Source organism: Nisaea sediminum, from assembly GCF_014904705.1.
GTDB classification, from domain to species: domain Bacteria; phylum Pseudomonadota; class Alphaproteobacteria; order Thalassobaculales; family Thalassobaculaceae; genus Nisaea; species Nisaea sediminum.
This window is the reverse complement of the sequence record NZ_JACZCQ010000003.1, coordinates 690,047-703,138: the sequence shown is the minus strand read 5'-3', so window position 1 is coordinate 703,138 and position 13,092 is coordinate 690,047. Positions and strand designations below refer to the sequence as shown.

Here is a 13,092-nt window from a genome sequence, read left to right as displayed (position 1 = left end):
AGTACCCGCTTCAGAAACACCTGCGTGCCCGCCAGTCCGCAATGAGAGCGGGCTTCTCGTTTCCCTCGATCTCCACCCGCACCGCGAAGACGGTCTCGATGACGGCCGGCTTCACCTCGGTCAGGCCGGAAAGTGTGAACCGCCCCCTCAGACGGCTGTCGACCGGCACCGGAGAGATGAACCGCACCTTGTCGAGCCCGTAGTTCACGTTCGTCCGGACACCCTCCATCCGCGGGAGCTTCTGCATCATCTCCGCGATCATGGAGAGGGTGAGAAAACCGTGCGCAATCGTCTTGCCGAACGGCCCGTGACGGGCACGCTCGGGATCGGTGTGGATATACTGATGGTCGCCGGTGCAGGCGGCGAACTGGTCAATCCGCTCCTGCGTAACGGTGATCCAGTGCGAGAGACCGATCTCCTGCCCGACGAGTGCCTCGTAGTCAGCGCGCGAGATGTATTTCGGCGAGACGTCAGGCATCGATGAAGAGGTCCAGTGCAAGGTCCCCGCCCGCGGGATCGTGCCGGTAGATGTCGAACTCCGTCACCCCGCAGGACCTGAGATAGGTTTCGTCCACAAGGCTTTGACCCGTCAACTCGGTGGGGGGCGTGGAGAGGATCCGGCAGGCGGCGTCCGCGACGATCTGCGGGGTGCGCGAGCGGGCAAGGTAGTCGGCGCCGACTTCGAATTCCACGGCGGCGGTCGCAATTGTGGTGCGCGGCCACAAGGTGTTGACGGCGATCCGGCGCCCCCTGAACTCCTCGGCCATGCCGAGCGACAGCAGCGTCATGCCGTATTTTGTCACGGTATACGGGGCATAGCGACCTAGCCAGTCGGGAGACAGATTCAGCGGCGGGGCCAGGCTCAGGACATGGGGGGTGTCCGATCTCTCGAGCAGGGGAAGCGCCGCCTTGGTGCAGGCGAGAACCGCCCGGGTATTGATCATGTGGATCAGATCGAAGCGCTTCATCTCGAGGTCGGCCGCGCCTTCTAACCGGATAGCCCCAGCGTTGTTAACGAGCGCGTCCAACCGGCCGAATTCGTTATCCACCGCGCGCATCATGGCATCGATGGACTGATCGTCACGCACGTCCAGCCGTAGGGGAAGCGCCTTGCCCCCGCGCTGACGAACCTCTTCCGCCACACTGTGGATCGTGCCGGGCAGCTTGGCGTGAGCGGTGTCCGACTTCGCGGCGATGACCACGGCCGCGCCTTGTTCCGCCGCCGTCAGCGCGATTTGACGCCCGATCCCCCGGCTTGCGCCCGTAATCAGCACGACCCTGTCGTTCAGCGGTTTCGTCATGGCACTTCCTTCCAATCACTTCCCGCGCACCTTATGTCGGACTAATATATTGCATCAATAGAGAAATAATTTGAATTATAAGAATGATAAGATAGAACGATTTGAGTTTTAGGGAGTCGAAGAATGACGAAAACCCGGGGAATGGGGCCGCTCGCCGGTCTTCGCGTGCTGGACATAGCCACCATCATCGCGGGTCCGATGGCCGCCACGATGATGGCCGATTTCGGTGCGGAGGTAGTGAAGCTGGAACTTCCGGGTGTCGGCGACGGACTGCGCGGGTTCCCTCCTCTCAAGGAAGGCAAGTCGCTGTGGTGGAAGGTCACGAACCGCGGCAAATATTTCGGAACGCTCGACCTGCGCCGGGAGGAAGGCAAGGAGCTGTTCCTGCGGCTCGTCGCGCAGAACGACGTGCTGGTCGAGAATTTTCGTCCGGGCACGCTGGATCGTTGGGGGCTGGACGTCGATACGCTCTGGAAGGCGAACCCGAAGCTCGTGATCCTGCGTCTCAGCGGTTTCGGACAGGACGGGCCCTACCGCGAGATGTCGGGACTGGCACGCATCTTCGAGGCCATGGGCGGCCTGACCGCAATCTCCGGCGACGCCGACAGGCCGCCGATGCACACCGGTTATCCAATCGGCGATCCGATCGGAGGGCTCTTCGGAGCCTTCGCGATCATGGCCGCGCTCTGGCGCGTGGCGCAGGGCGACCAGCAGGGCGAGGAGATCGACCTCTCCCTGACCGAAGCGTTGCTCCGCATCATTGAGGTGCTGGCCATCGAATACGACCAGCTCGGCGCGGTCCGCGAACGCGCCGGCAACCGGAATGCGTATTCGGCACCGTCAGACGTCTATCTCACCTCCGACAAGCGTTACGTGACAGTAGCCGGCAGCACCGCGCGCACCTTCGCAAACAACGCGCGCGCGATCGGACGCCCGGACCTGATCGATGACCCGCGATTCTGCGACAACAGCGCGCGCGTGGCCAATGTGGAGGAACTGGATCGCGTTTTTGGCGGCTGGATTGCCTCCCACACCCAGGAGGAAGCTGTCGCCGCGTTCCGCGCAACGGGGGGAACACTCGCGCCGATCTATTCCATCGACCAGATCTTTGCCGATCCGCAGTTCATTGCGCGCGACGCGATCGCACAGGTTGAGGACGAAGATTTCGGAAAAGTACGAATGCAGGGCCTCGTGCCCCGGTTCCGCAGGAATCCGGGCCGGATTCGCTGGGCCGCCAAGGGCATCGCGGCGGACAACGATTATGTTTATAAAGACCTTCTGGGTCTCGATGATACGGAGATTGAGCAGTTGGTGGCAAAAGGGATCATATGAGAGCGGCGACAGGGCCGGAGGTGCCGGCGGGCGAACAGGCAACGGATCTGGTCACCGAACTCGATACTTCCATTTCTTCGACGCTGATGCGCGGGATCGAGATCCTCCAGTGTTTCTCCGCGGACGAGCAGGAGCTGTCCAATGCGGAGATCGCGCGTCGTATGGGGTTGAAGCGGCCGACCGTTTCACGCCTGTGCAAGACGCTTCTCCATCTCGGCTACCTGCGCAAGACGCAGACGGGGGCGTTCCGCCTCGCGCCGCGACTGCTCTCCCTGAACTATCCCGTTCTGGCGACAATGCCGTGGCGCCATAATGTCAGTGCCCTGATGCGCGAAATGGCCGAGATGTGCTCGGGCAACGCCTCGATCGGTGTGATGTCGGGAGACTCCTTCATCCACGTTCAGACGGCGGGTCTTCCGCCCAGCTGGCCGCACGTTCCCGACATCGGCCAGTCCGGGCCGCTGCATCATTCCGCGCTCGGCTGGTCCATGCTCTCGATGCTGCCGCCCACGGACTATGATGCCAAGATCGCGGAGATCCGAGCGATCCACGGGCAGGATCTGGAGGACTCCCTTCCGGTGATGGAGGCCGCCGTGGCACGTTGCCGGACCGACGGCTTCTGCGTGTCATACGGGGATTGGCGACCGGAACTGGTCGCTGCCGGTGCGCCAATCGGCCGAACCGAAGACGGCCTCTTTGTTGCCATAGCTTGCGCCGTGCCGCGCTATCGCGCGGTGGCCGAATATTTCGAAACGGATTTTGGCCCCCGGCTGGCCGAGGCCGCTGCGTCCATGCGCCTGTCAGGTGTCTTTCGACTGCCTCCTCCTCACGCCTGAAATCCAACGACAGTCAAAAACTGCGCGCGACGGCTCCGCCCGCAGGGTTCCTGTTGTCTGAATTGATAGTTCAATTATATTGAACAATATGTAATTTCAGACCAATAAATAGAAAAATATTTGATGATAGGTCATTCCCGTGCAAGGCTAGCGATAAAGTCAGCGACCTAAAGCGCTGGGAACAAAGGGAGGATACGATGCAAAAGTTCATCTATGTGGCTGCGATGTGCTTGGTTTCGTTCGGGGTCAACGCCGCCGATTTCGAACTGCCAAAACAGCTCGCCTGGACCGCCTATGGGACCGGATCCGCAGGGTACAACGAGGCCGTGGCCATCGGTGCGGCCCTCCAAGATAAGGCCGGGATCAACTTGCGGATTCTGCCTGCGGGCAACGACATCGCACGGATGGAACCGCTGCGGCAGGGCAAGGTCCCGTTCTCACTGAGCGGTATCGGGGTCTATCTTGCGCAGGAAGGCGTGTTGGACTTCGGGCGAGAGACCTGGGGGCCACAAAAGATCCGTCTGCTCGGCACCAATTCTGGCGGCGGTGTGGCCATGTCGGTCGGTGTCGCGCGCGAGGCTTGCGACGAGGTCGGCAAGCCGGACTGCAAGGGCTTCACCTATGCCGATATAAAGGGGCTCCGCGTCGCCTCCATTAAAGGCGCGCCCGCGCTCAACACGAACACCTCCGCGTGGCTGGCCTATGGCGGGCTAACGTGGAGCGACGTCGAGACGGTCGAATTCGGAAGTTTTGGCGCTGCATGGAAAGGCATAGTCGACGGCACCGTCGACGTTGCCTTCTCGTCCACCAACTCCGGCCGGACCTATGAAGCGGCGTCAAGCCCGCGCGGTCTTTACTGGCCCCCGTTCGATCCGTCCGACGAAGCTGCCTTTAAGCGGCTGACCGACGTCGCTCCTTACTACATCAAGTCACGCGGGACGGTTGGCGCGAACATTGACGGCACTGATGGCCGGGACATGGCTGCCTTCCCTTATCCGATCCTCATCGCACTCGACACCACCGACGAGGACCTCGCCTACAATATGACCAAGGCGATGTTCGATCTTCTGCCCGTCTATTCCGGCAAGGCCCCCGGCATCGAGGGCTGGGCGATAGAGTTTCAACAACTTGAATGGGTGATCCCTTACCACGCTGGCGCAATCCGCTACTACAAGGAGGCCGGGGTCTGGACCGAGGAGGCAAAGAAGCACAACGACAGGCTCATCGCCCGTCAGAATGCGCTGGCCGCCGCATGGGGCGAGCTCAAGGCCGCAGCACCTGACGATTGGGATGTGGCATGGGCGGAAAAGCGGCGAGAGGCTCTGAAGGCCGGTGGTTTTGAGGTCGCCTTCTGAGTTGGCCGGGCGGGTGAAGAGCCCGCCCGAACGTCCTCCGGCATGTAAGGCATGGCGCTAAGATGAACGATGACGTGGTCAACGATCGTGTGACAAGGGCTCTCGAAGACGAGATCGTAAGCGAGACATTGACGTTTTCAGGTGTGGCCCGGTGGTACATCGGGATCGCCTCTACGGTCGCGATCCTGCTTGCGATCAAGCAGCTCTTCAACCTGCGGATCGGCGGTGCCGCGATGCTTGAAGGGACGTATCTCTATCTTCTCGCGGGCATCTTTCTTTCGGTTACCTTCCTCGCGTTCCGGATCACAGGCCGGCGCTCGGCCGATGTCCCCTGGTACGATTGGCTCCTTGTCGTCCCGACGCTGCTCATCGGCGGATATTTCGCCTACACCTCCGATCAGAGCCTTCGGAACGGATGGGAATATGCAGCACCGGAGACCGCGAAATGGATGTCCATCGCGCTCTACCTGCTGATCCTCGAGGGGACGCGCCGGGCGGGCGGGCTAATCCTGTTCGCCGTGGTTCTGATCTTCTCACTCTACCCGACCTTCGCCAGCAGTGTCCCCGATCCGTTGAGCGGCTTCACCCAGCCCTTCACCGACGTGGTGCCGTACTTCATGATTTCCCCGGAGGCGTCCTTCGGCATTCCGATGCAGGCATTCGGGACGCTTGTCATCGGATTCATCCTCTTCGGCGCGGTCCTTCAGTTCACCGGCGGCGGGCGCTTTTTCAACGATCTTGCGATGGCGTTGGTCGGGCAATACCGCGGCGGGGCGGGCAAGGTGTCGATCTTCGCATCGGGTTTCATGGGATCCATGTCCGGATCGGTGATCTCCAACGTGCTCACGACCGGTGCCGTTTCCATCCCGGCGATGAAATCCAGCGGCTTCTCCGCGAGAATCGCCGCCGCGATCGAGGCCTGCGCCTCCACGGGCGGCGTGCTCATGCCGCCGATCATGGGCGCCACCGCTTTCGTGATGTCGTCGTGGCTGGGGCGCCCTTACGTCGAGATCATGCTGGCCGCAGCAATTCCATCCGCACTCTTTTATTTCGGCCTGTTCGTTCAGATCGACGCCTATTCCGCCCGGCGCGGCCTCTCCGGCCTGTCGAGAGCGGAGCTGCCTAAAATCCGCGACACCCTGCGGCAGGGCTGGCCTTACATCCTCGTTTTCGCACTACTCATCGTTCTCATGACCGCCTACAGATGGGAGACGACCGCTCCCTTCTACTCCGTCGCCCTGCTGCTGGTTTTCAATCAGTTCAGCCGGCGCGACAGATTCACGTGGCGCGACTTCGTCGACATGATCGTCTCGGTGGGCCGGACTCTGTCCGAGATCGTGTCGATCCTGCTGGGCATCGGCATGATCGTCGGCGCGTTCCAGGCGACCGGCCTGACCGGACCGCTGGCGAACGAACTGGTGCATGCTGCGGGCAATTCCACGGCGATGCTGCTCCTCATGGGCGCCCTGACCTCCTTCATTTTCGGAATGGGGATGACGGTAACCGCCTGCTATATTTTCCTCGCAGTGGTGCTTGCTCCCGCGCTGGTACAGGCTGGCCTCAACGAACTCGCCGTCCACCTCTTCATTCTCTATTGGGGGATGGTCAGTTTCATCACACCGCCGGTCGCTCTCGGTGCGTTTTCCGCCGCAACATTGGCCGGGGCGAATCCGATGGCTGCGGCCTGGCAGGCGACGCAGCTTGGCGTGGTGATATACGTCATTCCGTTCTTCTTCGTCCTTAATCCGGCGCTGATCGGACAGGCGCCGATGCCCGAGGTCGTCACCAGTGTCCTCAGTGCGTTCCTCGGCGTCTGGCTCCTGGCGGCCGGGATGCAGGGCTATCTCGCTTTCGTAGGCAGCCTCGGTCGCGGCACCGTCTCCATCGCGATGCGGACTTTGCTCTCGCTGTCGGGCCTGCTGGTCGCCGCGCCCTTCGGTGGGCTGATGAATCTCGGGCCGGTAGAAATGTCACTCGCCGGTGCTGCCCTCGCCCTCATTCCCGCCACCTTCGCATGGCGACGCAGGCATCTGGTCGAGCCTGGCAAGAGAACAGCCGCCTGACGACGGACACCTGCTTGGACGGGGCTGTCACACGAAGCACGATCGCATTGAGAACGACGCTATGATCGGCAGATGAAGCTCCACCGTACCGCGCGGCCTTGGCTCAATGGAAAACCGTTGCCAGTGTCGCATGATCCTCAACCAGGTTCCCGGTGCATGCCGCTCATCGCCTGAAGGTGTGACAGCGCCCTCTGGGCCCACAAGAGACATAAATGTCAGGAGAAGAATGGCTGGGGGACCTGGATTCGAACCAGGACTGACGGAGTCAGAGTCCGCTGTTCTACCGTTAAACTATCCCCCAACGGGATCGGCGCTACGGATGCGCTCGCGGCAGGGGCCGGAAACTAGCCATCTTGCCGGTCGATGGCAAGTGTGAATTTCGAAGGACCGGCTGCCCGTTTCCGCCTGCCGGGATCGTCGGCGCGGAGCGCTCGACGGAACCATTCGCCGTCCTTAAAGTTTGGAGACTCTCGGAGCGGGACAGACGGGGGAAACGGAATGACGGACGTAGCGCGCAATCAGGTTCCGGCAGTCTATCGCCGCCGGATCGGAGAGGTGCTGGTGACAGCGATTTGCGACGGCTATGTCGACGCGCCCTTCGCCGCGCTGGTCGGGATCGATCCGCCGGAGGCCGAAGCTCTGCTGAAGGCGGATTTCCGCCCGGCGCCGCCGCGCATCTCCGTGAATTGTTTTCTGGTTCAGGCCGGCGGGCGTACAGCCATCATCGATACCGGCTCGGGCGACACGATGGGGCCGACCCTCGGCAAGATGCCGGCTCTGCTCGGCCACTTGGGACTGACGCCCGGCGACATCGATACCGTTCTGCTGACCCACATGCATCCGGATCATTCGAACGGGCTGACCGGGCCGGGCGGGGAGCGGCTGTTCCCGGACGCCGAGATCGTGGTTGACGAGGCTGACGTGAGGCACTGGTTCGACGACGGTGCCCGGGCGAAGGCCGACGAGAGCAAGCAGGCCCGCTATTTCGACGAGGCGCGGCGCCAGATCGCGCCCTATCAGGACCGGCGCAAATCGACCGGCAAGGACGTGTTCCCTCAGGTGAGTGCGGTTCCGCTCGGCGGACATACGCCGGGCCATACCGGATATCTGGTCGAGTCGGATGGCGAGGCGCTGCTGATCTGGGGCGATATCTGCCATGTGCCGGACATTCAGGTGCGCAATCCCGGAGTGACGATGGCCTTCGACAGCGACCCCGAGGCCGCGATCGCGGCGCGCCGGCGGGCCTTCGACATGGCCGCCGCCGACAGGCTGCTGGTTGCCGGCATGCATCTCCACTTTCCCGGTTTCGCCTATGTGGGCCGCGAGGGGGACGGGTACCGCCTCATCCCCGAATCCTGGCGGTTCGAGGGCTGACGCGGTGCAGGAGCGAGCCCTATGACCCGCCAGCGGTACAGGCGCCGGACGCCTCCCGGATCGGCGCCGGGCACGCTCGTCGCCGATCCCGAGGCGGCACGCTCGAGTGTCAGTGCGATCGGGTATGACGCGACGCAGTTCTTCGAACGCCAGGATCTGACTGCAGAGGAGGTACGGACGCTCAAGGGCGGTGCGGAGCTTCTCTGGATCAGCGTCACCGGGCTCGCCGATGTGGGTATGGTCGAGGAACTCGGGGCGGTGTTCGGATTGCACGGTCTGGCGCTCGAGGATGTCATCAATACCCACCAGCGCCCGAAGGTCGAAGAGTATGACGATCATGTTTTCATCGTCTTGCATACCGCCGTCGAGGCGAGCCGGGTGCAAACGGACCAGATGTCCATTTTCGTCGGGCCCGGGTTTGTCCTGACCTTCCAGGGACAGGAGCTGAATTGTCTGGAACCGGTGCGCGAGCGCCTGCGCAAAGGGCGCGGGCGCATTCGTCAGTACGGTGCGGATTTCCTCGCCTATTCCCTGATCGACGCGGCGATCGACAATTACTTCCCGCTCGTTGAAAACCTTGGAGAGCGGCTGGAGAAGCTCGAGGACGCCGTCACCATTCGTCCCGAACCCGGTCAGTTGCCCCAGGTGCATCGCCTCCGGCGCGAGCTGCTCGACCTGAGGCGCACGATCTGGCCGCACCGCGACCTGGTCAATGCGCTGATTCGCGACGATATTCCGTTCTTCGAGGACCAAACCCGCATTTATCTGCGAGATTGTTACGATCATCTGGTCCAGTTGATAGATCTCATCGAAACCGACCGCGAAATCGCTTCCGATCTTGGAGACTTCTATCATTCCAGCATGAGCACGCGGTTGAACGACATCATGAAGGTGCTGACGCTGATCGCGACGATCTTCATGCCGCTCGGTTTCATCGCCGGTCTCTACGGGATGAATTTCGACCGTTCGGTTTCGCCTTGGAACATGCCGGAGCTCGGCTGGGTCTTCGGCTATCCCTTTGCCCTAGGATTGATGGCGCTCTGTGCGGGGGTCATGCTCACCTATTTCTTCCGCAAGCGCTGGATCGGCCCTCCGGCCAGGTGGCGGCGGAAGAAGGGGAACCCCGACGGGTAGCCGAGCCGGGATCTATCTTAATCGTTTCCACAATAAACGTCCGGTTATCTGACATTCTTCACACTTTTTATACTTTGGCAGGGTATGACCGAACCGGACCCGTTCCGGGTCAGTTCAGTCAGGCCGACGGGACGGTCGCGCCGCGCGAAGGGAATGGAAATGAAACAGGTTCTTGTGCTGGGCGCCGGCGGGTTCATCGGCAGCCACCTGGTGAAGCGCCTGAAGACCGAGGGATGCCTCGTCCGCGGAGTCGACCTCAAATATCCGCGCTATTCCGAAACCGCGGCCGACGAGTTTGTCATCGCTGATCTACGCGAAACCGCGAACGTGCGGGCCGCGATGGACCGCCCGTTCGACGAGGTCTATCAGCTCGCTGCCGATATGGGCGGAGCCGGATTCGTCTTCACCGGCAGCCACGACGCCGACATCATGCACAATTCCGCGATGATCAATCTCAATGTCGCCGAGACGGCTGCGAAGAACGGGATCCGGCGAATCTTCTATTCGTCCTCCGCCTGTATCTATCCGCGAGAGAACCAGATTGACCGGGACAATCCGAACTGCCGCGAGGACAGCGCATATCCGGCCGATCCGGACAGCGAGTACGGCTGGGAGAAGCTGTTCAGTGAACGGATGTTCATGTCCTTCGCGCGCAACTATGGCCTCGAATGCCGCATAGCCCGGTTCCACAACGTGTTCGGCCCGGAAGGCTCATGGAACGATGGGCGGGAGAAGGCGCCGGCCGCGATCTGCCGCAAGGTCGCCGAGGTGCCGGATGGCGGCGAGATCGAGATCTGGGGCGATGGCGAGCAGACCCGCTCGTTCCTTTATATCGACGAATGCCTGGAGGGCGTGTTGCGCCTGACCCGCTCCGATTTCGCTGGCCCTGTGAATATCGGCTCGGAGCAGATGGTCAGCATCAACACGCTCGTCGACATGGTGTGCGCGATCGCCGGCAAACAGGTGAGCCGGAAACATGTCACCGGTCCAATCGGTGTGCGGGGCCGCAACTCGGACAATGATCTGATCCAGCGGGAGCTGAACTGGGCGCCGGCAGAGGTTCTCGAAGCCGGGCTCGGGAAGACCTACGCATGGATCGCCGCGCAGATCGAAGCGGGAAAGAGCGACGTGGACAAGCATGCCCGTGGGCCGATCGCTTCGAGGGCTGTCACGCATTTATCATAAAATGCAATTTCAGACGGCGCGCAGAGTAGGCAAGGTCGGACATTGTGACTACACTCATCGTTGAAACAGCCTCCGGCAGGGCCGGGGGCGCGACATTTGAGATGAGTGAACCATGTCCGCCGGCCGTTCGTTATCGACACGCCGGGGAGGCCGTTCGACGGAGAACGATCGGGAAAAGGGGCGTTTCGTGCGGCCGCGTCCGCCGGTGCGTAAAGGCCCGCCGAAACCGCCGAACAGCGCCGACCGCCGCTCAAACGGATCAGGCCACGAGCCTGTTCTGGCGGCGTTGGATTTGGGAACGAATAACTGCCGCCTGCTGATCGCCGTCCCGTCGGACTCCGGGTTTCGCGTGATCGATGCCTTCTCCCGGATTGTCCGCCTCGGACAGGGCCTGCAGAAACACCAGAAATTGTCCGACGACGCGATGGAACGTACGGTTCAGGCGTTGAAGATCTGTGCCCGCAAGATGGCGAAGCGGAATGTGACGCTGTCGCGCCTGGTGGCGACCGAAGCCTGCCGCCGGGCCCGGAACTGCGATGCCTTTCTGGAACGTGTGGCTGCGGAAACCGATCTCGAGATCGAGATCATCTCGACCCACGAAGAGGCCGAGCTGGCGCTCGCGGGCTGTGTGCCGCTGTTCAATCCTGACATCCCGAATGCCTTGGTCTTCGATATCGGCGGAGGCAGCACGGAACTTGTGTGGCATCGCCGCGATGAGACGGATAGCCCGCGCAACGGGCGTGGGGCACTCGATGCGATTTCCCTGCCGGTCGGGGTCGTGACCCTGGCCGAACGCCACGGTGGCGACCGTTTCGACCGCGAGACATATCGCCGGATGGTGGACGAGACCCGCGCCGCGCTCGACGCCTTCGAGGCCCGCTTCGATATCAGTTCGGCGATCCGTGACGGCGCGGTCCAGATGGTCGGAACCTCCGGTACCGTGACCACGCTTGCCGGCATCAGCATGAATCTCAGGCGCTACGACCGCGACCGGGTGGACGGAACCTATCTCGATTTCGAGGAGATGGAGGAAATCGCGGCGCGGCTCGCATCGGTCGGCTTTCGCGAGCGGGCGGCAATGCCGTGCATCGGTGCGGAACGCGCGGATCTGGTGGTCGCCGGATGCGCGATCCTGCAGGGGATCTGCGAGCGCTGGCCGGTCGGCCGGCTTCGGGTCGCGGACCGGGGGCTGCGCGAAGGCATACTCTTCGACCTTCTGGAGCAGGTGACTGCGGCGGAATAGCGCCCCGCCGCTTGACGAGCCTGCCGCTTCCGGCGCACTTAGGCGCCCATGACAAGCAAACGCGGCGGACGGCGCGGCGGGCGCGGCTCTGGGTCCCGGATGACCAGTGTCGAGCTCAAGAATGCGCGCCGGCACAAACCTTCCTCGCAACGCTGGCTGCGGCGCCAGCTCAACGATCCCTATGTGGCCGAGGCGCAGAGGTTGGGTTATCGCTCCCGCGCGGCCTTCAAGCTGCTGCAGCTGGACGAGAAGTTCCATTTCCTGAAGCCGGGTGCGAAAGTCGTCGACCTCGGTGCCGCCCCCGGAGGCTGGACCCAGATCGCGGTCGCGGTTGTCGGAGCCGATAAGGATCGGGGTTCGGTCGTCGGGATCGACCTTCTGGAAATGGAACCGGTCACCGGAGCGGACCTGTTCCAGGGCGATTTCATGACCGACGAGGGGTTGGCCGCCTTGCGCGAACGCATGCAAGGCCCGGTCGATGTGGTGCTGAGCGATATGGCGGCATCCACCACTGGGCACGCCCCGACGGATCATCTGCGGACTGCAGCGCTTTGCGAAGCGGCGCTTGAATTCGCCATCGAAGTGCTGGACGAGGGCGGAACCTTCGTCGCCAAGGTTTTCAAGGGCGGAAGCGAGCAGGAAATGCTCCGTCGCATGAAACTCGCATTTCGGACCGTGCGGCATGCCAAGCCCGCCGCCAGCCGGCCGGAATCGCCGGAAGCCTATGTCGTCTGCATGGGATTCAGGGGGCTGCCCGAGAACGAACAGCGGGAAGACGGGGATTCGGAGAACGAGGATGACGGGACTGACGTTTAACGTCATCGATGGTGAAACCGACGGCCTCTATGAACTCGACCAGCGTTTGGTCGCGTTCAACCGCGAGCGGTCCGATTGGAACAGCCGCTATTTCACGGTCGAGATCCGCGATGCTGACGGCAGGCTGCGCGGCGGTGCGGGCGGGCGGGTCAATCTCGGGACGGTCGAGGTATCGACGATCTGGCTCGACGGCGAGTTGCGCGGAGACGGATGGGGCCGGCGCCTGGTCGAAAAGATCATGGAAAAGGGGCGGGAAATGCGAGCCGGCAAGATCATGCTCGATACCTACGATTTCCAGGCCCGCGCCTTCTACGAGGCGCTCGGATTCTCCGTCTTCGGCACGCTCGATTATCCGAGCGGCAACAGCCGCTTCTACCTTTCCCGGGAAATCTGAGTTGCTTTGAGGTGTGAGCGCCACATCTCTAAGTCTTCCATCCAGTTCGATTTCTCCAA

The 13,092-nt window shown here is 62.4% G+C and carries 12 protein-coding genes and 1 tRNA gene; 10 read left to right on the top strand and 3 right to left on the bottom strand.

Translation table 11 applies throughout. The annotated features are described in order from the left end of the window. Positions 1 to 10: 10 nt before the first annotated feature. Both IG122_RS08425 and IG122_RS08420 read right to left on the bottom strand, forming a co-directional pair. Entirely contained in the window at positions 11 to 478 is a 468-nt protein-coding gene (locus IG122_RS08425; RefSeq protein WP_193182374.1) for a MaoC family dehydratase, read from the bottom strand. Next, positions 471 to 1,301, bottom strand: a complete 831-nt coding sequence (locus IG122_RS08420) for an SDR family oxidoreductase (RefSeq protein WP_193182372.1) — start codon at positions 1,299 to 1,301, stop codon at positions 471 to 473. Before IG122_RS08420 ends, IG122_RS08425 begins: the two co-directional genes overlap by 8 nt. Positions 1,302 to 1,424: 123 nt before the next feature. Here IG122_RS08420 and IG122_RS08415 point away from each other — a divergent pair, with 123 nt between their 5' ends. From IG122_RS08415 to IG122_RS08400, 4 genes are all read left to right on the top strand, one after another. Next, positions 1,425 to 2,633: a CaiB/BaiF CoA transferase family protein gene (locus IG122_RS08415; RefSeq protein WP_193182370.1), complete on the top strand. Its 1,209-nt coding sequence runs from the start codon at positions 1,425 to 1,427 to the stop codon at positions 2,631 to 2,633. A 20-nt stretch (positions 2,634 to 2,653) separates the two neighbouring features. After that, positions 2,654 to 3,469: an IclR family transcriptional regulator gene (locus IG122_RS08410; protein ID WP_193182368.1), complete on the top strand. Its 816-nt coding sequence runs from the start codon at positions 2,654 to 2,656 to the stop codon at positions 3,467 to 3,469. 197 nt (positions 3,470 to 3,666) lie between these two features. Next, positions 3,667 to 4,824 carry a TAXI family TRAP transporter solute-binding subunit gene (locus IG122_RS08405; protein ID WP_193182366.1) on the top strand — a complete coding sequence of 386 codons (1,158 nt, stop codon included), beginning with the start codon at positions 3,667 to 3,669 and terminating at the stop codon, positions 4,822 to 4,824. A gap of 62 nt (positions 4,825 to 4,886) precedes the next feature. After that, entirely contained in the window at positions 4,887 to 6,887 is a 2,001-nt protein-coding gene (locus IG122_RS08400; RefSeq protein WP_193182364.1) for a TRAP transporter permease, read from the top strand. Between the two features lie 227 nt (positions 6,888 to 7,114). On the opposite strand, the gene IG122_RS08395 is transcribed toward IG122_RS08400, so the two are convergent. Next, positions 7,115 to 7,188, bottom strand: a tRNA-Gln gene (locus IG122_RS08395). Positions 7,189 to 7,385: 197 nt separating this feature from the next. Here IG122_RS08395 and IG122_RS08390 point away from each other — a divergent pair. From IG122_RS08390 to IG122_RS08365, 6 genes are all read left to right on the top strand, one after another. Next, entirely contained in the window at positions 7,386 to 8,261 is an 876-nt protein-coding gene (locus tag IG122_RS08390; RefSeq protein ID WP_193182363.1) for an MBL fold metallo-hydrolase, read from the top strand. Between the two features lie 21 nt (positions 8,262 to 8,282). Then, positions 8,283 to 9,395 (top strand): magnesium/cobalt transporter CorA, encoded by a 1,113-nt coding sequence (gene corA / locus IG122_RS08385; protein ID WP_193182361.1) that lies wholly within the window; start codon positions 8,283 to 8,285, stop codon positions 9,393 to 9,395. A 159-nt stretch (positions 9,396 to 9,554) separates the two neighbouring features. Then, positions 9,555 to 10,580, top strand: coding sequence for an NAD-dependent epimerase/dehydratase family protein (locus IG122_RS08380; protein WP_193182360.1), 1,026 nt, complete (start codon positions 9,555 to 9,557; stop codon positions 10,578 to 10,580). 292 nt (positions 10,581 to 10,872) lie between these two features. Further along, entirely contained in the window at positions 10,873 to 11,823 is a 951-nt protein-coding gene (locus IG122_RS08375; RefSeq protein ID WP_226893394.1) for a Ppx/GppA phosphatase family protein, read from the top strand. A gap of 48 nt (positions 11,824 to 11,871) precedes the next feature. Then, positions 11,872 to 12,639: an RlmE family RNA methyltransferase gene (locus tag IG122_RS08370; RefSeq protein WP_193182356.1), complete on the top strand. Its 768-nt coding sequence runs from the start codon at positions 11,872 to 11,874 to the stop codon at positions 12,637 to 12,639. Then, positions 12,620 to 13,033 (top strand): GNAT family N-acetyltransferase, encoded by a 414-nt coding sequence (locus IG122_RS08365; RefSeq protein WP_193182354.1) that lies wholly within the window; start codon positions 12,620 to 12,622, stop codon positions 13,031 to 13,033. The genes IG122_RS08370 and IG122_RS08365 overlap by 20 nt, the downstream gene beginning before the upstream one ends. The last annotated feature ends 59 nt before the right edge of the window (positions 13,034 to 13,092 follow it).